Source organism: Pseudomonas sp. NFX1 (assembly GCF_051123555.1).
Classification (GTDB): Bacteria; Pseudomonadota; Gammaproteobacteria; order Pseudomonadales; family Pseudomonadaceae; genus Aquipseudomonas; species Aquipseudomonas capeferrum.
Genome location: NZ_CP169366.1, coordinates 5934186 through 5953542, shown reverse-complemented (window position 1 = coordinate 5953542; position 19357 = coordinate 5934186). Strand labels below are relative to the sequence as shown.

Sequence of the window (19357 nt, the reverse complement as noted above, 5' to 3'; positions counted from 1 at the left end):
CGCCAGCAAAGGGGCCGTTTGACGGCCCCGATGGCTCAGGGGAGCGGCTTGGCCAGCTGCGTGCGCAACTGACCAATGGCCTGCTGGTTGCTTTTGCGTACGGCCTCCACGAACCCCGGATACGGCACATCGGTGATCGCCACCAGCCCCAGGTGGCCGTTTTCGCCATCGAGCAACCGCCCACTGGCCGGTTGGTCCTGGTATTGGAACCAGTGCGCGCCGACGATCATCGGCTGCGCCAACGCGGCCTTGAGGAAGTTGCCATAGGCCGGCCCTCGGTCCTCTTCACGCGCCACCTCCAGAGGCCCCGGCCAGAATGGCCCGCGGTCGCGGGAACCGAACTGGAACTCGGACACCAGCACCGGCTTGTCCAGCTCGGCCAGGCGAGCGAAGTCGTAACCGTCCTCGGGCTTGAGGGTATAGAAGTTGAAGCTCAGCACATCGCAGAACTCGGCGCAGGCCTTGACCGCCTCCGGTGTGCTGAGCGCAAAACGGCCGCCAAGCAACAGGTGGTTGGGCGCATGCCACTTCAGCGAGTCGGCGATGGTCTTGAAGTAGGTCTCGGCGAACACCTGCTGGAAGTGCTGGTAGTCCCGCTCGATCTCCGGGTGCTCGGGGCTGGGCAAAGGCGCCTCGAACCCTGGGTCTTCCATCAGCTCCCAAGCGGACAGTTCGATCCCCCAGGCCTTGGACAGCCCCTCCTGGTTTCGGTACTTGTCACGCAGCTGCTTGAGGAAGGCGCGCTTGGCGGGCACATCGGTGGTCAGGCGCAAGGTGCCATAGGCCAGCCCGTAGCGCGCCTTGGGGTCATTGCCCGGTGCGGCCCAGGCCAGTTCGTTGTCGGCGAAGTAGCCGATCAGCCAGGGGTCATCGCGGTGGTCCCGGGCAGCGATGGCGACAGCACGTTCCGTAGCCATGGCAAAGCGAGGGTCGAAGGGGTCGGGCATGCTGCCCCACCAGTCCATGCCGGTGCTGATACTGGCATAGTCACCAACGATCGACAGCGGCAAGGTATAGGGCATGCGCTTGGCCTGGCCCAGGCCAGGGTCGCTCCAGTTACCCAGGGTATTGAAACCCCAGGCTTGCAGGCGGTCGAGCGCGTGCGCCTGCCAGCGCGTGGCATCCAGCACCTGCGGTGGGCAATCGGCTGCCGGCTGGCCCTCGACGCTGGGTGGGCAAGGCTTGCCATAGGTGCGCTGGATATTGGCGGCATAAAAGTCGAACCAGCGCCCCTGCTTGAAGTTACGCCCTTGCGAGGAGGCATTGCCGTCGTCGTTGTTACCCTTGCCATAGAACGCCGCCAGCGGATCGCCCTCGGCCGGCAGCGCCTTGAACATGCCGTCACGGCCTTCGACGTAGGTGCGCCCGCCATCAGCGGCCACGGCATTGACGCCCAGCGAGTAGAACGGGTTGCCTTCTGGCGTGACCAGGTACCAGCGGCCATCACGCTTCTCGGTACGGAAAAAACCCTTGGCCTCGAACGCCGGCCCGCCCAGCAACCCGCCATAGCTGTCCAGTTGCTGCTTGCCGTGCTCTGCCAACCAGCCCTTGAGTTGCTGCTGCTCACGGCCTTCTGCAGCCTTGAGTTGCTCATCGCTGGCAATCTTCTCTGGCCATTGGCCGCGTGTGGACTGGCCGTAAGCGTCGATCAATTCATGGTAGGCGGCCTGGTAGGCCTGGTCGTCATCCTGAATACCCACTTTCTCGATCAGCAGGTTCTGCGCCACCTTGGGGTTGGGGATCGTCAGGCTGACGGACGCCACTTGCTTGAGGTCGACCGCACCTGCGCTGCTGGTCAGCAGCAGGCGTTGGCCTGCGTACGCCCATGGCATCGGCGGCCCGGCGCGCATGCCCTGGCTCAACGGCGAGTTGGCCTTGAGCGGTACCATCACCGTCTGGGCGGGGCCTGCGGGCAGGTCGATGCGGCTGGTCAGCGTGCGGCCATCACTGCCCAACACGGTAACGTCCACGGTCAGCGCCCAGTCCATTGCGCTTTGCAGGCGCAAGGTCAGGAACTGCCCGGCAGACCAGTCCCACACACCGCTCTGCGGGCTCAGGCGCAAGGTCGGCCGCTCGGCCGGGTTGAACACCACGCGCCGCAACACCTCACCCCCGGCCGTCTGCTCTGCGTTGTACTGCGGCATGCCGGCATCCTCGGTCACCACATTGACCACCGAGGCCGGGCGCACGAAGCTGAACAGCGTCTGCTGCCCGGCCAACAATGGCGAGCTGAACAACAGGGCGAATACGACAGGCAGGGTACGGCGGACCATAAGGCTGGGGCTCTCCTTCAGGGCCCTCATGAGCCCAAGACTGAGTGATGGACAACAAGCCGGTGCAGAGTGCTCCGGCCGTCAGGAAATCTCCCGCCGGAACGGCGGTAGCGCATTGAGAATAGCCTTGCCGTAGCGCTGGGTGACCAGACGTCGATCAAGCAAGGTGATGACACCGCGATCCTGCTCGGTACGCAGCAGCCGGCCGCAGGCCTGAATCAGGCGCAAAGAGGCGTCGGGCACGGCAATTTCCATGAACGGGTTGCCGCCACGGGCCTCGATCCACTCCGCCAGGGCCGCCTCGACCGGGTCATCAGGCACCGCGAAGGGGATCTTGGCGATCACCACGTGCTCGCAATAAGCGCCAGGAAGGTCTACCCCTTCGGCAAAGCTGGCCAGGCCGAACAACACGCTGTGTTGGCCATCATCGACCCGCGCCTTGTGCTTGTTCAGGGTTTCCTGCTTGGACAGGTTGCCCTGGATCAGCACCAGCTTGCGCCAGTCGCGGTCCAGGCCGTCGAACACATCCTGCATCTGCTTGCGCGACGAGAACAGCACCAGCGCGCCACGGGCATCATCGAGCATGTTGGGCAGTTCACGGATGATCGCCGCCGTATGCGCCGCCGCATCACGCGGATCGGCGCCCAGGTCGGGCACCCGCAGCACGCCGGCATCGCCATGCACGAACGGGCTGGGCACCACGCAGGTCACGGCATCGCGAGGCAGGCCAGAGCGCATGCGGTAACGGTCGAACTTGCCCAGGGCGGTGAGCGTGGCGGAGGTTACCAGCGCACCGTGGGCGACGCTCCACAGGCTGCGACGGAGCATTTCGGCCGCCAGAATGGGGCTGGCGTTGACTTCGATGTCGAACAGCGCACCGCTCTCGGCCAGGGTCAGCCAGCGCGCCATAGGCGGGCTGTCCTCGGGGTCTTCGGCGGTGAATGCCGTCCACAGTTCCCAGTTGCCCTGGGCACGGGTCACCAGGCTGCCAAACAGCGGGTACCATTCCTCGGCCTGATGGCTGGCGATACCGATATTGACTTCACCGTCCATGCCTTCCTTCAACAGGTCGGCCAGGCGGGTGAACAGATCGTTGAGGCGGGCAAAGCCCTTTTTCAACTCGATGCCCACCTCGCGGATCTGCTCCGGCACCACGCCGCCTTCGAAGCGATAGCGCGGGCGCTCACGGCCCTCGGTGTCTTCACTGGGGCGGAAGTCCGCGACTTGCTCGCACAGGGTGAACATGAACTGCTGCTGGGTACGGATCTCGCGGGCCAGCTCCGGCACCTGTTCGATCAGTTTGCCCAGGTCCCCCGGCAACGGGTGCTGGGCCAGCAGCTTGGTCAGGTTCTTGGCGGTCTGCTCCAGCCAGTCGGCGGTGGAGCGCAGGCGCGAGTAATGGGCGAAATGGCCGATGGCCTTGTCCGGCAGGTGATGGCCTTCGTCGAACACGTACAAAGTGTCGCGGGGGTCGGGCAGCACCGCGCCGCCACCCAGGGCCAGGTCAGCCAGGACCATGTCATGGTTGGTCACGATCACGTCGACCTTGCCCATGCCTTCGCGCGCCTTGTAGAACACGCACTGCTGGAAGTTCGGGCAGTGGCGGCCCGTGCACTGGCTATGGTCGGTGGTCAGGCGTGCCCAGTCCTGGTCTTCCAGGGCTTCGGACCAGCTGTCACGGTCACCATCCCAGCGGTTGCCCGCCAGCTTCTCGATCATGCTGTTGAACAGCTTCTGGCTACGCTCGTCGACCTCGATGTGAAAGCCTTCTTCCTCGAACAACTGGGCGGTGGCCGACTGCGCGTGGCCTTCCTGCAGCAGCACGTCGAGCTTGGACAGGCACAGGTAACGGCCGCGCCCCTTGGCCAAAGCGAAGCTGAAGTTCAGCCCGCTGTTGCGCATCAGGTCGGGCAGGTCCTTGAAGACGATCTGCTCCTGCAGGGCGACGGTGGCGGTGGCGATGACCAGGCGCTTGCCAGCGGCCTTGGCAGCCGGGATCGCGGCCAGCGCATAGGCGACCGTCTTGCCGGTACCGGTGCCGGCCTCTACCGCGACCACGGCAGGCTCGCCGGCGCGGCGGCCTTCATCGTCGCAGGCGATGTCGCCGAGTACCTTGGCCACTTCGGCGATCATCAGGCGCTGGCCGTAACGCGGCTTGAGGCTCTTGGCTTCGAGAAAACGCGAGTAGGCGCCCTGGATAGTGGCTTTGAGTTCGTTGCTGATCATGGTCTGCAGACGCCCGAAGGGCTGGATATATTTTCAGTGTTTCGCATGGGGCGGCTATCATACCCCGCTATTGCCCTTTATGCCGCATGGAGATCCGGATGCTTGCCTTTGCCCTGCCCTACACACTGCATGTCCTGGCCGCCCTGGTCTGGGTCGGCGGCATGTTCTTCGCCTGGCTGGTGCTGCGCCCGGCAACGGTTGCAGCCCTCGACGGGCCTGCTCGCCTGCGGTTGTGGGTGGAAGTTTTCCGACGCTTCTTCGGCTGGGTCTGGGTGGCAGTGGCGATCTTGGCGATAAGTGGTATCGGCATGTTGCACATGCGCTTCACAGGCCTGGAGACCGCGCCCAAGTACGTGCAGGTGATGATCGGGGGCGGTATCGCCATGTTCGCCCTGTTCATGCGCATCCAGGCGCTACTGTTGCCGGAGCTGAAAACGGCCGTGCAAGCAGAGGACTGGCCAGCGGGGGCTGCGGTGCTGGGAAGGATTCGACGCATGGTCGGGATCAACCTGCTGCTGGGCATCGCCGTGGTGGCAGTGGCCAGTTCGCGATTGATGCTGTAGGCGACGCGACCCCTTGGGCCACGCCGCCCCTTAACGTCAAAGCCGTTGCAGGATCAACTCACCTGAAGCACCAGCCAGGCCTGGCTGGCCCGGTTGCCCTGGCCGGCCGCTGGCACCGGCATCGGTGCGATACACCAGGCACCCTTTGCTCGCCCCGCCCTTGCCGGCCTTGCCGGCGGCACCGGCCCGGCCTGGCGCACCGCCATCCAGCCGTACCACGATGCGCTCCTGGGCAAAACCTTGCGGCAGGCTCAGGCGAATTCGCCCGCCCGCCGCGCCATCGTGCCCATTGCCCCCGTCATCGCCATTGGCGCCGCGGCTGGCCTGGCCCCAGGTACAGCCCCCAGGCTGGCCGTTGGCGCCGTCGAGCCCGGCATAACCGGGCGCACCCGCGCCACCTCGTGCGTCGATCGACAACAGCCCGGCGTCGACCTCGTCCAGCTTCAAGTCCAGGCTTCGACCGGAACGGGCCGCACGCTGGTAGGTGCCCGGCGCACCCGGCGCACTGATCTCGCTCCCCTCGCCCAAGCGGGCATTGCGCGCCTCGATGCGCAACGGGTGGTCAGATGGGGCAATGGCGATACGCGCATCACGCCCCAGCTGCAGATGATCGATGGTCAACTCGGTCAGCGTGGCAGGCAGCAGCAACGTCGCTGAATCGGCCACGCGCAAATGCTCCAGGTGCACGCTGGCCGACTTGTCGGGCAGACGCAGCATGGAGTTGGACGCCACTTCAAGGGTTTCGGCCTGGGCCAGGGGAGCGGCCAACATGGCCAGCAACATCAGATTACGCATTGCGCGGCGCCTCCTGCGCACGAGGAATGGACATGACATGGAAAATACCCGTCAGCAGGATCTGCAGACGGTCGAACCAACGGTGGCTACGGCCACGCAGGCTGGCGTTGAAGAACAGCACCTCGAGCACATGCAGGCTCAGCAGGACAATGCCTGCCGTATTGATCAGAAGATTGAATGGCAGTGGTTGTGGCAGCAGCAGATTGAACAGCACCACACCCCAGAAGACAACCGTCAGGACCTTGCCCAGGTCCAGGATGAATTTCATGCCCCACCCCCTGCATTTATTGTTCTGTCGAAACGGCCCGTTCGAGCGGGCCGTGCGGCCAACAGTACCTGTACTGGCTGCCTGTGTCATTGGCCACACCCGGCTTGCCGGTTTGAAGGCGCGCCCGCGCCACTGCCCAAGGCGCGGGCGCGGGCCGTCAGCGCTGGATCTTGATCTCCGTGCGACGGTTCATGGCGCGCCCATCGGCGGTGGCATTGTCTGCCACAGGTTGGGTTTCACCTGCACCGACCACCGAGACGAAGCTGCTGCGGGGTACGCCGCTTTCGACCAGGTAATCGGTCACCGAATGAGCACGGCGCTCGGACAGTTTCTGGTTGTAGCTGTCTGACCCGACACTGTCGGTATGGCCACTGACGCTAAGCCGCGCACTGGGTGCTTCCTGCTTGAGGCGGGTGGCGATGGTGTTGAGGCGCTCTTTATCGGTTGCGGTCAGGCGTGCAGAGTCGAACTCGAAGTGCACGTCACGGATGACGATGACTTCTTCCTTCTGCACCACCACTTCCTCGACCACCGCGACCGGCTCCGGTGGGCAGCCATTGGCATCGACCTGCACGCCGCGCGGGGTGCCTGGGCATTTGTCTCGGCTGTCCGGTACGCCGTCACCATCCTCGTCGCCATCGCCATGGGCCCAGCAATAGCCCGCCGCCAGGCCACCGCCCAGCAACGCGCCCCAGCCAGCCCAGCTGGAACTCTCGATGGCGCCCAGGGCGGCGCCGCCTACACCCCCGACGGCAGCACACTTCGGCCAGTCGGTCTTTTGCAAACCTGCACAACCAGTCAACACACTGGTGAGCAGTACCAGGGGTATCGCTGTGCGTACTATGCTCATTTTCGTCGCATCTCCTAGGGGGAATCGGCATAAGGCCGATCTCTGGCAGTAAAGACCGCACAATCCATCCCTGCCAGCAATAAGCCACGACGCAGTTACATGACGCTTTGCCCACGCGCTGCGGCCCGCTAGTCTTGGACGACTTGAACGAGGATTGGCAATGACCGACGGTTTTTCCCAGCGCACTCCCCAGCAGGCCCTGGCAGCCCTGCTCGAGCGTTTCACCCCACAACGCCTGTTGCTGGTAGGCACACGCTTCCCGGCGCTGGACGCCTTTGCCCAGGCTCACCCGCAGGTGGCGATTGCAACGACCGCGCCTGGGCCGCTGCCGGTTGACCTGGCAAACCAGCGCTTCGACCTGGCGGTACTGGTGGACTGCCTGGAGCACCTGCCCAAACGCACGGGCCTGGAACTGCTCGGTGGCATTCGCAACCTCAATGCCAGCCGGGTTGCTGTGCTGGCCGATCTCTCGGCTTGCGGCTGGCAAGACACCGATTTCTTCGCCCTGGCCTTGTCGGCCAGCGAAAAGTTCCGTCGTGAAGGGCAGGTACTGAGCCTGTTCACCTATGATCTACATGACTACAAGCAAGTCCCGGACTGGCTCAATGCGCGATTCTGGGCCAACCCTGAAAATTTTGGAAAGTATTGGTGGTGATGATGAGTGTCTCGGTCTGCCCTTGTGGCAGTGGCAACCTGCTGGACGCCTGCTGCGGGCACTACCACGCCGGAACCCCGGCCCCCGATGCCCAGACGCTGATGCGCTCGCGCTACAGCGCTTACGTGCTGGGCCTGGTCGATTACCTGGTGCACACCACCCTGCCGGCCCAGCAGGCGGAACTGGACCGCGCCGCCATGGCCAGCTGGAGCGCACAGAGCACCTGGCTGGGGCTGGAAGTGGAAAACGCCGAGGTGCTGGGTGGTCAGCCTGAGCACGGCTTTGTCACCTTCACCGCTCGCTGGCACGATCAGGAGGGCGATCACCAACACCGCGAGCGTTCGGCGTTCGTCCAGCATGATGGGCGCTGGTACTTCATCGACCCCACGGTCGGGCTCAAGGCCGGGCGCAACGACCCTTGCCCGTGCGCCAGCGGTCAGAAATTCAAGAAATGCTGCGCAAGCTACGTGGCCAGCTGAACATGATCGCCCAGGCCCGCGTGCTCATGCTTGGCGCCTTGTTGGCCCTGCTGGCCGGCTGCGCCAGCTGGGGCGGCGACGACTGGCGCGAACCCGAGGTACACCTGGTCAAGGTCGAGACGGTCAAGGCCAGGCTGCTGCAGCAGGAATTCGTGCTGCACCTGCGTGTCGACAACCCGAACGACAGCCGGCTGTTCATCCGTAGCCTGGCGTATTCGATACGGCTCAACGACCTGCTGCTGGTGCAGGATGAGACCAGCGTATGGCGCAGCGTTGGCGGCCATGCCCGGCGCACGTTCAAGATCACCGCGCGGACCAACTTGTGGCAGCACCTCAAGCCACTGGCCAAACTGCTTAAAAGCGAACAACCGCTGCACTACACCCTGCAGGGGGAACTGGCCACGGGGCTACTCATCCATCGGGACCTGCACTTGTCGCGCAGTGGTGAGATAATCCCCGGTGATTTCTTACCGGAGTAACCCTGCAATGACCCAGCAACCCCATGTTCATGGCCCTGACTGCAACCACGATCATGATCACCCGCACGATCACGACCATGGCCATGTGCACGGCCCGCACTGCAACCACGGCCATCAGGAGCCGGTGCGTAATGCCCTGAAGGACGTTGGCCGCAACGATCCTTGCCCCTGCGGCAGCGAGAAGAAATTCAAGAAGTGCCACGGCGCCTGATGCGACCGTTGTGCTGATGAAATCGAGCGCCTCGTACATGCCTTGAGCATGAGGGCGCTCGATCTCGACAACACCTCAATACCCAAGCCAAGCACCTCGATTCTCCCCTACCATTCGTAAATAAACCGCCCCAGCACCTTGCACCGCGCCTGCGCGCTCACTACCTTAGCGCCTTCCAAACCCCCGCCACGCCTTGCAGGAGCCCTTGTCATGGCCGCCCCCGCCTTTCCTCCCTTCCGCCTGCGGTTCACGACCGCTGCCACGCTGCTCGGCACGCTCGGACTCGCCGGTTGCCAGATGGGCGGCTATCAGGGCAGCGTGCCACCGACCACCGGCGTGCAACCCCTCAAGGGCCTGGCGCAAAACGTCTCGGTACGGCGCAATGCCATGGGCGCTCCGCTGATCGAGAGCGGCAACTTCCATGACGCCCTGTTCAGCCTGGGGTATGTACATGCCGGTGATCGCATCGAGCAGATGGTCGCCATGCGCCTGCTCGCCCAGGGCCGCCTTGCCGAACTGGCCGGCAGCGAAGCACTGGACATCGACCGCCTGATGCGTGCCGCCAACCTCAAGCAAAGCGCCGCCCAGCAATACGCCGACGCGTCGCCACGGCTCAAGCGCTTCTTCGAGGTCTACGCCCGCGGGGTCAACGCCTACCTGTTCCGCTACCGCGATAAGCTGCCCACCGGCCTGGCCAGCAGCGGCCATCGCCCCGAGTACTGGAAACCAGAAGACTCGGCGCTGATCTTCAGCCTTTACGCTTTCAGCCAGTCAGTGAACCTGCAAGAGGAACTCAGCGCCCTGACCTTGGCGCAGAAGGTCGGCAGCGACAAGCTGGCCTGGCTGCTGCCCGGCGCCCCGGACGAGCCCTTGGCCGACGCCGAAGTGGACAAGCTCAAGGGCCTGAACCTGGCCAGCCAGCTACCCGGCTTGCCGGCCCTGGCGGCGGCCAGCCAGAAACTCGCCGACCTCGACCTGCTCGGCAGCCCCGGCTCGGCCAACCTGGCCTTGGCAGCCCAGCGCAGCCGCAGCGGCAAGAGCCTGCTGGCCAGCGACAGCCAAGCGGCCTGGGCCTTGAGCCCGGTGCAAATCCACACCAGCAAGTACCAGGTCGCCGGCCTGTCACTGCCAGGCCTGCCGATCGTACTGGCCGGCTACAACGGCAAAGTCGCCTGGAGCAGCAGCGCCGTGATGGCCGACAACCAGGACCTGTACCTGGAACAACTGCGCCGCCAAGGCAACCAGCTTAGCTACCTGGCCGACGGCAAGTGGCAGCCGGCCCGGGCGCGCAGCGAAACCTTCTTCGTGCGCGGCCAACGCCCTCTGCGCGAGGTGATGTACGACACACGCCACGGTACCCTGCTCGCCCAGCCGGGTAGCGCAAGCCTGGGCCTGGCCTTGGCCCTGCCGCAATTGAAGGGCGACCGTAGCCTTGACGCGCTGTTCGACCTGACCCGTGCCAAAACGGTCGAACGCGCTTTCGACAGCACCCGTGAAGTCGCTGCCGCGGCGCTCAATTTCGTCTTCGCCGAGCCTGATCACATCGGCTGGCAGGTCAGCGGACGCTACCCCAACCGCCGCGAAGGCCAGGGCCTGCTGCCCTCGCCCGGTTGGGACGGGCGCTACGACTGGGACGGCTACGCAGACCCGATGCTGCACCCTTACGACCAGGACCCGCCCGCCGGCTGGATCGGCCACGCCAACCAGCGCAGCCTGCCGCGCGGCTACGGCATGCAGTTGTCCAACACCTGGTACTACCCCGAACGCGCCGAGCGCCTGGCCCAGCTGGCCGTTAACGGCCGCCACGACAGCCGCAGCCTGATGGCCCTGCAGAACGACCAAGTCACCCTGCTGGCCGACAAGCTCAAGCAGATGTTCGACGCCCCGGGCATGGGCCAGCCGCTCAAGCAGGCGATCGAGGCACTGCCACCCGCTCAGCGCGACAAGGCCCGCGACGCCCTGGCCCGGCTCAAGGCGTTCGATGGCCGCCTGAGCCCGGTGTCGGCGGATGCCGCACTGTACGAATTGTTCCTCCAGGCGTTCGCCCGCGAAACGTTCCTCGACGACCTCGGGCCGGTGTCCAGCCCTGCCTGGCAGGCGTTCGTCAGCAATGCCCGCTTGTCCTACTCGGCCCAGGCCGACCACCTGCTGGGCCGCGAAGACAGCCCGTTCTGGGATGACCGCAGCACACCGCAGAAGGAAGACAAGCCGGCAATCCTCGCCCGCAGCCTGGCCGCTGCGGTGGATGCAGGCACTGCGCAACTCGGCGCCGACCGCCGTGCCTGGCAATGGGGCAAACTGCACCAGTACCGCTGGCCAGCACCGGCCTATCACGGCCTGGGGGACACTGTCAGCCGCTCACCGCTGGCTGCCGGTGGCGATTTCAGTACCCTGGCACTGACACCCTACGCCTGGGGCAATGACTTCGACACGCGCCTGCCGGCCTCGGCACGCATGGTCGTCGACTTCGGCCAGGCTGAACCCTTGCAGGTACTGACCAGCAGCGGCCAGTCCGGCAACCCGGCCAGCCAGCACTACGGCGATGGGCTGGATGCCTGGTTCAAGGGCCGCTTCATGAGCCTGCCGCTGCAACCGCAAAACTTTGGGCGGGCCTATGGCAACCCGCGGCTGACCTTGGTACCTGGCCGCTAGAGGCCAGTTTCCCTCTGATCAACAGCGCGTCGGGCTCTTAGAATCCTCGGCACCGCACTGGGTAATGCCTATCGAGTGCGGCCATTTCCAATGAGGATGCCACCATGACTACTGAAACGCTCAACATCGAAGTTTCCTGGCCAGATACGCTTGACGTCCCGGCTGGCGCTACCGTTAATGCGCAGATTTGGGTCGGCAACGAGGTAGCCAGTTACCGGCTGATCTCCGACAGCGATGTCGACGCCCCGGCCACCACCTCGCCAGCCACCATCGCGTTCACCTACGATACCGAGGACCTGCTGCCCGAAGATGCCGAAACCGTGTGGGACCACTTCCACACCTCCCCCTACCTCATGCACGATGGCAAGCGCCTCAACATTGAGCGCGTTGCAAAAATCAGCGTCTCCGACGCTCAGTTGTCCGGTTGGAAGATAGCGATCTCCTGATGACCCCAGGCAGCCCTGCCCCAGGGCTGCCTGCTCGATTAGAATTCGAACTTCCCGATACCTGCCACGCTCTGACTTAGCAAGCCCTTTGCCAGCCGCCGTGCCATGGACCTCGTCATCGCCCGCCCCGAAGGCCTGTACTGCCCGCCCGGTGATTTCTACATCGACCCCTGGCGGCCGGTGGACCGTGCCGTCATCACCCATGGCCACGGTGACCACGCGCGTACCGGCAATCGCCACTACCTCACCGCCGCCTCTGGCGAAGGTATCTTGCGCAGTCGCCTGGGCCAGGCTATCGACCTGCAGACCCTGGCCTACGGCGAGCGCATCCGCCACCACGGGGTTACCCTGAGCCTGCACCCGGCCGGTCACGTACTGGGTTCGGCGCAAGTGCGCCTGGAACACCAGGGCCAAATCTGGGTCGCTTCGGGCGACTACAAAGTCGAACCCGACGGCACCTGCGCAGCCTTCGAGCCCGTGGCGTGCCACACCTTCATCACCGAGTCGACCTTCGGCCTGCCGATCTATCGCTGGCCCAGCCAAGCCGAAGTCTTTGCCGGCATCAATGCCTGGTGGCGGGCCAACCGCGATCAGGGCAAAGCCAGCGTGCTGTTCTGCTACGCCTTCGGCAAGGCGCAGCGCATCCTTCATGGGCTTGACGCGAGTATCGGGCCGATTCTGGTCCACGGTGCGGTCGAGCCGCTGAACCGGGTGTACCGAGAGGCAGGCGTGTACTTGCCAGAAACCCGCTATGCCGGCGATATCCCACGCAACGACCCGTTGCTGCGCCAGGCCTTGGTCCTGGCCCCACCGTCAGCCGGCGGCAGCAGCTGGATGCGCCGCTTCGGCGACTACAGCGATGCCTTCGCCAGCGGCTGGATGCTGTTGCGCGGTACACGCCGCCGGCGTGGCGTCGACCGCGGCTTCGTGCTGTCGGACCATGCTGACTGGCCAGGGCTGCTGTGGGCCATCGGCCAGACCGGTGCACAGCGGGTGATGGTCACCCATGGTTCGGTCAACGTGCTGGTGCGCTATCTCAACGAACAGGGCCTGGATGCCCGCGCCTTCGCCACCGAATACGGCGATGAAGACGAGTCGACACCCGCCGGTGCCGAGGCATGAAGGCCTTTGCCGCGCTGTACCTGCGCCTGGACGCGACCACCTCCAGCAACGCCAAGCTCGAAGCGTTGCGCGATTACTTTGCCCAGGCCCCTGCCGACGATGCGGCCTGGGCCGTGTACTTCCTGGCCGGTGGCCGCCCCCGGCAACTGGTGCCCACCCGTGTGCTGCGTGAACTGGCCACTGCGCTGGCAGCACTGCCCGACTGGCTGTTCGAAGAGAGTTACCAAGCCGTGGGCGACCTTGCCGAGACCATTTCGTTGCTGCTGCCTCAGAACAGCCAGGGCAGCGACGATGGCTTGGCCTACTGGGTCGAGGCTCACCTGTTGCCCCTTCGCGGGTTGCCACCCGAAGAGATCCGCCAGCGCCTGCCACCGCTCTGGGCGCAGCTCGACCGGCCCAGCCTGATGCTGTGCCTGAAGCTGATCACCGGCAGCTTTCGCGTCGGCGTGTCCAAGCTGCTGGTCACCCGCGCCCTGGCTCAGCTGGCAGACCTCGACGCCAAGCGCGTAGCCCAGCGCCTGGTCGGCTACACCGACATCGGCCACCGCCCCAGCGCCGCCGATTACCACCGTTTGGTGGCCGCCGAGTCGGCCGATGAGCACAGCCAGCGCGGCGGCCAGCCGTATCCATTCTTCCTGGCGCATGCGTTGCAGGCGCCAACCGAGCAGTTCGATGCGCTGCTTGGGCCCCCGAGCGATTGGCAGGTCGAATGGAAATGGGACGGCATCCGCGCCCAGGTGGTCAAGCGTGACGGCCAGCTGTGGGTCTGGTCACGCGGCGAAGAACTGGTCACCGATCGCTTCCCCGAGCTGCACAGCTTGGCGCAAACCTTGCCGGATGGCGTTGTGCTCGATGGCGAGATTCTGGTCTGGAAGCCTGGCGCCACCCGCGGTGCGCTGGCCGTGCAGCCCTTCGCCCTGCTGCAGCAGCGCCTGGGCCGCAAGACCTTGGGCAAGAAGCTGCTGGCTGACGCCCCCGTGGTGCTGCAGGCCTACGACCTGCTGGAATGGCAGAGCGAGGATTGGCGCAACCGCGCGCAGCATGAGCGTCGTCGGCAGCTGGAGCGCCTGGTAGCAGAGTACCCGCTGGCGCCGGTGCTGCTTTCGCCGTTGCTCGAAGGGCTGAGCTGGGCCGACCTCGCCGAGCAACGTGAGCAGTCGCGCAGCCTGGGCGTGGAAGGCCTGATGCTCAAGCAGCGTGAGGCCCTGTATGGCGTAGGCCGCACCAAGGACATGGGCACCTGGTGGAAATGGAAGATCGACCCGTTCAGTGTCGATGCCGTATTGATCTACGCCCAACGCGGCCATGGCCGCCGCGCCAGCCTCTACAGCGACTACACGTTCGCCGTATGGAACGCGCCCCCGGGCAGCCCCGACCGGGCCTTGGTACCCTTCGCCAAGGCCTATTCCGGGCTGAGCGATGAAGAGATGCGCAAGGTCGACGCGATCATCCGCAAGACTACCATTGAGACGTTCGGCCCGGTGCGCAGTGTGACCCCGACGCTGGTCTTCGAACTGGGCTTCGAGGGCATTGCCCTGTCCAGCCGCCACAAAAGCGGCATCGCCGTGCGCTTTCCGCGCATGCTGCGCTGGCGCCTGGACAAACCGGTGGAAGAAGCCGACGACCTGGCCACACTGCAGGCATTGCTGATCTGAAGAGGCACAGAGTGGCAAACTATGCTTCTATCTTTGTGCCGACCCGTGTCGCAGACCGTTTTCGCCACGTAGCCAGGACCCCCATGCACCATTCGACCCACGACCTGCTCGCCCCCGTACCGGGCATCTCACGCCAACTGCACAGCTTCCACTTTGGCCCACGCGGTGGTGGCAAAGTGTACATCCAGGCCTCGCTGCATGCCGACGAACTGCCCGGCATGCTGGTGGCGTGGCACCTCAAGCGGCGGCTGGCCGAGTTGGAGCAGCAGGGCCGTCTGCAACGGGAAATCATCCTGGTGCCGGTGGCTAACCCGGTAGGCCTGGAACAGGTACTGCTGGACGCCCCGCTGGGGCGCTTCGAACTGCAAAGCGGCGAGAACTTCAATCGCAATTTCGTCGACCTGTCAGACAGCATCGGCGATCAGATCGAACAGCACCTGACCCAGGACCCGGCCCACAACATTGCCCTGATCCGTGAATACCTGCGCCGCGGGCTGGACGCACACCCCACCCGCACGCCCCTCCAGGCCCAGCGCCTGATCCTGCAGCGCCTGGCCTGTGACGCCGACCTGATACTGGACCTGCACTGCGACTTCGAAGCCGTCGAGCACCTGTACACCACACCCGAAGCCTGGCCTCAGATCGAGCCACTGGCCCGTTATCTGGGGGCCCAGGCCAGCTTGCTGGCCACCGACTCCGGCGGGCAATCGTTCGATGAATGTTTCAGCCTGGTCTGGTGGCAGTTGCAGCAACGCTTCGGCAAGCGTTTCCCGATCCCGCTGGGCTGCTGTGCGGTGACCGTCGAGTTGCGTGGGCAGGCGGATGTTAGCCACGAACTGGCCGGCAAGGACTGCCAGGCGATACTCGACTTCCTGACCCATGCCGGCGTCATCGAAGGGGCCCACGCGCCCCTTCCACCGCTGCCCCGCCCGGCCACGCCGTTAGCCGCCGTGGAACCGATAACTGCGCCGCTGGGCGGCTTGCTGGTGTACCACGCCCGGCCAGGCCAGCACCTGCAAGCCGACCAGTTGATCGCCGAAGTCATCGACCCGCTCAACGACCGGGTAACCGCCGTGCGCAACAGCCAACCCGGCCTGCTGTACGCCCGCAGCGTGCGGCGCATGGCGACGGCGGGCATGGTCATCGCCCATGTGGCGGGCGAGCAGGTGTGCCGCAGCGGCTACCTGCTGGGCAACTGATCCGGTAAAACCAATCGGCCGGGCAAGCGGTCAGTAGAAGCACAGCCTTCGAAGGATCACCTGCCCCCATGCCCGCCTCCACCGACCTCGCCAATGCCTGGTTCGCCCAGCGCGGCTGGAAGCCGTTCGCCTTCCAGCGGCGTGTCTGGGCAGCCGTCGAGCGCGGTGAATCCGGGCTGTTGCACGCCAGTACCGGCGCCGGTAAAACCTACGCGGTCTGGCTGGCAGCGCTTCGCGCATTCGCCACCAGCCCCTCTGGCCGCCAACCGGCCCCCTTGCAGGTGCTTTGGGTCACGCCCATGCGCGCCTTGGCCACCGATACCGCGCGCGCCTTGCAAGCACCGCTCGATGAACTGGGGCTGAACTGGAGCGTTGGGGTCCGCAGTGGCGATACCCGCAGCGCAGAGCGTGCGCGGCAGGCAAGACGCCTGCCCAGCGTATTGATCACCACTCCCGAAAGCCTGACCTTGCTGCTGACCCGGGCACAGGCCCGCGATGACTTCGCAGGCCTGCGCCTGGTGGTGGTGGACGAATGGCATGAGCTGTTGGGCAACAAGCGTGGCGTACAATTGCAACTGGCCTTGGCGCGACTGCGTCACTGGCACCCGCAGTTGCTGACATGGGGGCTGTCGGCCACCCTCGGCAATCTGCAACACGCCCTTGAGGTGCTGTTGCCCCAAGAAGGGTTGCTGGTACAAGGCCGACAGGACAAACAACTGCAGGTAGACACCTTGCTGCCCACGGCGATCGAGCGTTTTCCCTGGGCAGGGCACATGGGCCTGAAGATGCTCGACCAGGTCAGCAGGGAAATCGACAATAGCGCCAGCAGCCTGGTCTTCACCAACACCCGGGCCCAGGCTGAACTCTGGTATCAGGCATTGCTCGATACACGCCCAGACTGGGCCGGCCTGATCGCCCTGCACCATGCCTCATTGGCCCGCGATACCCGCGACTGGGTCGAACGCAACCTGAAGCAAGGCACGCTGAAAGCGGTCATCTGCACCTCCAGCCTGGACCTGGGCGTGGACTTCTTGCCTGTGGAGCGGGTGTTGCAGATCGGCTCGGCCAAAGGTATCGCTCGACTGATGCAGCGCGCCGGGCGCTCCGGGCATGCCCCCGGGCGCCCCTCGCGAGTGACCCTGGTGCCCACCCACAGCCTGGAGCTGGTGGAGGCGGCGGCGGCCCGAAAGGCGCTGCTTGCCGGGCAGATCGAGGCCCGAAGTTCGCCACGCCTGTGCATGGATGTGTTGGTGCAACACCTGGTCAGCATGGCCCTGGGCAGCGGCTTTCGGCCCGATCATCTGCTCGACGAAGTGCGCAGCACCTGGGCCTTTCGCACGTTGCGCGACAGCCAGTGGCAGTGGGCGCTGGACTTCGTCTGCCACGGCGGCAACTCGCTCAGCGCCTACCCCGACTACCAGCGTGTCGAGGCCCAGGCCGACGGCGTTTGGCGGGTTGCCAGCGAGCGCCTGGCACGCCGGCACCGCATGGGCATCGGCACCATCGTCAGCGACGCCAGCCTGCAGCTCAAGTATTGGAGCAAGGGCGGTGGCGGCAAGTCGCTGGGCAGTGTCGAGGAGGCCTTCATCGCCCGCCTGCGTCCGGGTGACAGCCTGGTCTTCGCCGGCCGGGTGCTGGAGTTGGTGCGGGTCGAAAACATGACCGCCTACGTACGCCGCAGCACCTCGCGCAACGCCGCCGTGGCACGCTGGAATGGCGGGCGCATGCCACTGTCCAGCGAACTGGCCGATGCCCTGGTCGAACAGCTCGATGCCGCTGCCCACCAACATTACGACGGCCCGGAAATGCGCGCCGTACGCCCCCTGCTGGAGCTGCAGGCCCGCTGGTCGGCCCTGCCGACCACCGGCACGCTGCTGGCAGAAACCCTGAAATCACGCCAGGGCTCGCACCTGTTTCTCTATCCGTTCGCCGGGCGTATGGCCAACCTGGGGCTGGCCAACCTGATTGCCTGGCGGGTCAGCCGGGTACAGCCACTGTCTGTGTCCATCGCCGTCAGTGACTATGGCTTTGAACTGCTCAGCCCGAGCGCCGTGGACTGGGCGGCGCACTTGCCCACTGCGCTATCGCCCGAGCAGCTGCTGGAGGACGTATTGGCCAGCCTCAACGCGGGCGAGATGGCGCTGCGGCGCTTTCGCGAAATCGCCCAGATCGCCGGGCTGGTGTTTGGCGGCTACCCGGCAGCGCAAAAGAGCACCCGGCAGATCCAGGCGTCGAGCGGGCTTTTTTACGAGGTGTTTCGCAAACACGATGCCGGAAATTTGCTGCTGGGCCAGGCCCGGGACGAAGTACTGCGCGAAGAACTGGAGATCGATCGGCTGCAGCGCCAGTTGCTGAAGATGGGCCAACTGCGGCTGGACCTGCGTGAGTTGCGCCGCCCAGGCCCATTGGCCTTTGCCTTGCTGGTGGAAGGGATGCGCGAGACCTTGAGCACGGAGAAACTGGCTGACCGCATTGCGCGGATGGTGGCAGACCTGGAAACCGCAGCGAGTGGAAGGCGATGAATGATTACCTGGCCATCGAACACTGCGAAGAAACGCTTTGGCTGTTGCCGGACAAAGCCCTGTACTGGCCTGCCCGCCGCGCCCTGCTGGTAGCCGATGTGCATATCGGCAAGGCCGCCAGCTATCGCGCCCTTCATCAACCCGTGCCGCGCGGCACCACCGAAGCCACCTTGGCACGCCTGGATACCCTGCTGGCCAGCCATGACTGCCAATTACTGGTGGTCCTCGGCGATTTCCTGCATGCCCGCACCGCGCGCGCACCTGCGACGCTGGCCAGGCTGCAGGCGTGGCGCCAACGGCATGCCGAGCTACGGATGGTGCTGGTGCGTGGCAACCATGATCGCCACGCGGGCGACCCACCGGCTGAACTGGATATCGAGGTGGTGGAAGAACCGTGGGTGTTGGCGCCCTTTGCCTTGCAGCACGAGCCTGTCACCCACCCTCAGCACCCAGTGCTGGCCGGGCATGTTCACCCTGTGTTCGTCTTGCAGGGGCGAGCCAGGCAGCGACTGCGCCTGCCTTGCTTTCTGATCGATGACAAAGTCAGCCTGCTACCCGCCTTCGGTGAGTTCACCGGTGGCTGGCGCGTCCACCCCGATAGCACCAGCCGAGTGTTTCTGACCGGCGCTGAACGGGTATGGGCGCTATAGCAGCACCGGCTTAGGCGACCGGCGCGGGAGGCGGCTCATCGGGCAAGGTCGGTTCACCTGGCTCCATGGGCGGCGTTTCACCGGGTTGCGGTGGTTGCGGGGTATCGGGACCTGGCTGATGAGGCACGCCCCCCGCCTGCATCGGCAGCGGATGCGCCAGCAATGACCACGGCAACAACCCGATCTGATTGGGCTGCAAGCCAGCCAGCTTGGCACTGATTGCGGGATGGAGTTTCATTGGCGGCTCCTGACGGGCGCCGATACGCGTCATGCACATCGGCAGTTACCCGTTGGAGTACCAAACGCACGGGG

18 protein-coding genes are annotated in these 19357 nt (G+C 65.3%); 12 read left to right on the top strand and 6 right to left on the bottom strand.

The window, feature by feature from the left end:
* Positions 1-35: 35 nt before the first annotated feature.
* Positions 36-2273, bottom strand: coding sequence for a beta-galactosidase (locus tag DJ563_RS26825; protein WP_434518613.1), 2238 nt, complete (start codon positions 2271-2273; stop codon positions 36-38).
* Positions 2274-2354: 81 nt separating this feature from the next.
* The gene (gene dinG, locus DJ563_RS26820) at positions 2355-4499 is read right to left on the bottom strand and encodes an ATP-dependent DNA helicase DinG (protein ID WP_274099511.1); all 2145 of its coding nucleotides are present in this window, start codon (positions 4497-4499) and stop codon (positions 2355-2357) included.
* A gap of 98 nt (positions 4500-4597) precedes the next feature.
* On the opposite strand from dinG, the gene DJ563_RS26815 reads away from it, so the two are divergent.
* Complete coding sequence (locus tag DJ563_RS26815) at positions 4598-5062, top strand: CopD family protein (protein ID WP_033702640.1); 465 nt, start codon at positions 4598-4600, stop codon at positions 5060-5062.
* Between the two features lie 36 nt (positions 5063-5098).
* Here DJ563_RS26815 and DJ563_RS26810 read toward each other — a convergent pair whose 3' ends face one another.
* The 3 genes from DJ563_RS26810 to DJ563_RS26800 form a co-directional block, all read right to left on the bottom strand.
* Positions 5099-5857: a collagen-like protein gene (locus tag DJ563_RS26810; RefSeq protein WP_274099510.1), complete on the bottom strand. Its 759-nt coding sequence runs from the start codon at positions 5855-5857 to the stop codon at positions 5099-5101.
* The gene (locus tag DJ563_RS26805) at positions 5850-6125 is read right to left on the bottom strand and encodes a DUF1145 domain-containing protein (protein WP_434518612.1); all 276 of its coding nucleotides are present in this window, start codon (positions 6123-6125) and stop codon (positions 5850-5852) included. The genes DJ563_RS26810 and DJ563_RS26805 overlap by 8 nt, the downstream gene beginning before the upstream one ends.
* A 157-nt stretch (positions 6126-6282) precedes the next feature.
* Entirely contained in the window at positions 6283-6975 is a 693-nt protein-coding gene (locus DJ563_RS26800) for an OmpA family protein (protein ID WP_274099509.1), read from the bottom strand.
* 160 nt (positions 6976-7135) lie between these two features.
* Between DJ563_RS26800 and DJ563_RS26795 the strand changes: the two genes are divergently transcribed.
* The 11 genes from DJ563_RS26795 (at position 7136) to pdeM (ending at position 19045) form a co-directional block, all read left to right on the top strand.
* A complete protein-coding gene (locus tag DJ563_RS26795; RefSeq protein ID WP_274099508.1) occupies positions 7136-7630 on the top strand; it encodes a DUF6231 family protein in 495 nt (164 codons plus the stop codon).
* A 2-nt stretch (positions 7631-7632) separates the two neighbouring features.
* On the top strand, positions 7633-8109 hold the full coding sequence (locus tag DJ563_RS26790; RefSeq protein ID WP_274099507.1) for a YchJ family protein: 477 nt from the start codon (positions 7633-7635) through the stop codon (positions 8107-8109).
* 2 nt (positions 8110-8111) lie between these two features.
* On the top strand, positions 8112-8588 hold the full coding sequence (locus DJ563_RS26785) for an LEA type 2 family protein (RefSeq protein ID WP_274099512.1): 477 nt from the start codon (positions 8112-8114) through the stop codon (positions 8586-8588).
* Positions 8589-8595: 7 nt separating this feature from the next.
* Positions 8596-8799 carry an SEC-C metal-binding domain-containing protein gene (locus DJ563_RS26780; protein ID WP_033702646.1) on the top strand — a complete coding sequence of 68 codons (204 nt, stop codon included), beginning with the start codon at positions 8596-8598 and terminating at the stop codon, positions 8797-8799.
* A gap of 210 nt (positions 8800-9009) precedes the next feature.
* On the top strand, positions 9010-11451 hold the full coding sequence (locus DJ563_RS26775; protein ID WP_434518611.1) for a penicillin acylase family protein: 2442 nt from the start codon (positions 9010-9012) through the stop codon (positions 11449-11451).
* 104 nt (positions 11452-11555) lie between these two features.
* Positions 11556-11897 (top strand): hypothetical protein, encoded by a 342-nt coding sequence (locus DJ563_RS26770; protein ID WP_434518610.1) that lies wholly within the window; start codon positions 11556-11558, stop codon positions 11895-11897.
* Positions 11898-12002: 105 nt separating this feature from the next.
* The gene (locus DJ563_RS26765) at positions 12003-13019 is read left to right on the top strand and encodes a ligase-associated DNA damage response exonuclease (protein ID WP_434518609.1); all 1017 of its coding nucleotides are present in this window, start codon (positions 12003-12005) and stop codon (positions 13017-13019) included.
* The gene (locus DJ563_RS26760) at positions 13016-14674 is read left to right on the top strand and encodes an ATP-dependent DNA ligase (protein ID WP_274099503.1); all 1659 of its coding nucleotides are present in this window, start codon (positions 13016-13018) and stop codon (positions 14672-14674) included. Before DJ563_RS26765 ends, DJ563_RS26760 begins: the two co-directional genes overlap by 4 nt.
* Before the next feature lie 83 nt (positions 14675-14757).
* Positions 14758-15873, top strand: coding sequence for a succinylglutamate desuccinylase/aspartoacylase family protein (locus DJ563_RS26755; protein WP_274099502.1), 1116 nt, complete (start codon positions 14758-14760; stop codon positions 15871-15873).
* A 68-nt stretch (positions 15874-15941) separates the two neighbouring features.
* Positions 15942-18395 (top strand): ligase-associated DNA damage response DEXH box helicase, encoded by a 2454-nt coding sequence (locus tag DJ563_RS26750; protein ID WP_434518608.1) that lies wholly within the window; start codon positions 15942-15944, stop codon positions 18393-18395.
* Complete coding sequence (pdeM, locus tag DJ563_RS26745; protein WP_434518607.1) at positions 18392-19045, top strand: ligase-associated DNA damage response endonuclease PdeM; 654 nt, start codon at positions 18392-18394, stop codon at positions 19043-19045. Before DJ563_RS26750 ends, pdeM begins: the two co-directional genes overlap by 4 nt.
* Before the next feature lie 10 nt (positions 19046-19055).
* Here the strand turns inward: pdeM and DJ563_RS26740 are convergent, their stop codons facing one another.
* Complete coding sequence (locus DJ563_RS26740) at positions 19056-19283, bottom strand: hypothetical protein (protein WP_274099499.1); 228 nt, start codon at positions 19281-19283, stop codon at positions 19056-19058.
* Positions 19284-19357 lie beyond the last annotated feature (74 nt).

Coding starts and splice junctions, on each gene's coding strand:
- DJ563_RS26825 (WP_434518613.1), bottom strand. CDS start 2,273: ATGGTCCGCCGTACCCTGCCTGTCGTATTCGCCCTGTTGTTCAGCTCG.
- dinG (WP_274099511.1), bottom strand. CDS start 4,499: ATGATCAGCAACGAACTCAAAGCCACTATCCAGGGCGCCTACTCGCGT.
- DJ563_RS26815 (WP_033702640.1), top strand. CDS start 4,598: ATGCTTGCCTTTGCCCTGCCCTACACACTGCATGTCCTGGCCGCCCTG.
- DJ563_RS26810 (WP_274099510.1), bottom strand. CDS start 5,857: ATGCGTAATCTGATGTTGCTGGCCATGTTGGCCGCTCCCCTGGCCCAG.
- DJ563_RS26805 (WP_434518612.1), bottom strand. CDS start 6,125: ATGAAATTCATCCTGGACCTGGGCAAGGTCCTGACGGTTGTCTTCTGG.
- DJ563_RS26800 (WP_274099509.1), bottom strand. CDS start 6,975: ATGAGCATAGTACGCACAGCGATACCCCTGGTACTGCTCACCAGTGTG.
- DJ563_RS26795 (WP_274099508.1), top strand. CDS start 7,136: ATGACCGACGGTTTTTCCCAGCGCACTCCCCAGCAGGCCCTGGCAGCC.
- DJ563_RS26790 (WP_274099507.1), top strand. CDS start 7,633: ATGAGTGTCTCGGTCTGCCCTTGTGGCAGTGGCAACCTGCTGGACGCC.
- DJ563_RS26785 (WP_274099512.1), top strand. CDS start 8,112: ATGATCGCCCAGGCCCGCGTGCTCATGCTTGGCGCCTTGTTGGCCCTG.
- DJ563_RS26780 (WP_033702646.1), top strand. CDS start 8,596: ATGACCCAGCAACCCCATGTTCATGGCCCTGACTGCAACCACGATCAT.
- DJ563_RS26775 (WP_434518611.1), top strand. CDS start 9,010: ATGGCCGCCCCCGCCTTTCCTCCCTTCCGCCTGCGGTTCACGACCGCT.
- DJ563_RS26770 (WP_434518610.1), top strand. CDS start 11,556: ATGACTACTGAAACGCTCAACATCGAAGTTTCCTGGCCAGATACGCTT.
- DJ563_RS26765 (WP_434518609.1), top strand. CDS start 12,003: ATGGACCTCGTCATCGCCCGCCCCGAAGGCCTGTACTGCCCGCCCGGT.
- DJ563_RS26760 (WP_274099503.1), top strand. CDS start 13,016: ATGAAGGCCTTTGCCGCGCTGTACCTGCGCCTGGACGCGACCACCTCC.
- DJ563_RS26755 (WP_274099502.1), top strand. CDS start 14,758: ATGCACCATTCGACCCACGACCTGCTCGCCCCCGTACCGGGCATCTCA.
- DJ563_RS26750 (WP_434518608.1), top strand. CDS start 15,942: ATGCCCGCCTCCACCGACCTCGCCAATGCCTGGTTCGCCCAGCGCGGC.
- pdeM (WP_434518607.1), top strand. CDS start 18,392: ATGAATGATTACCTGGCCATCGAACACTGCGAAGAAACGCTTTGGCTG.
- DJ563_RS26740 (WP_274099499.1), bottom strand. CDS start 19,283: ATGAAACTCCATCCCGCAATCAGTGCCAAGCTGGCTGGCTTGCAGCCC.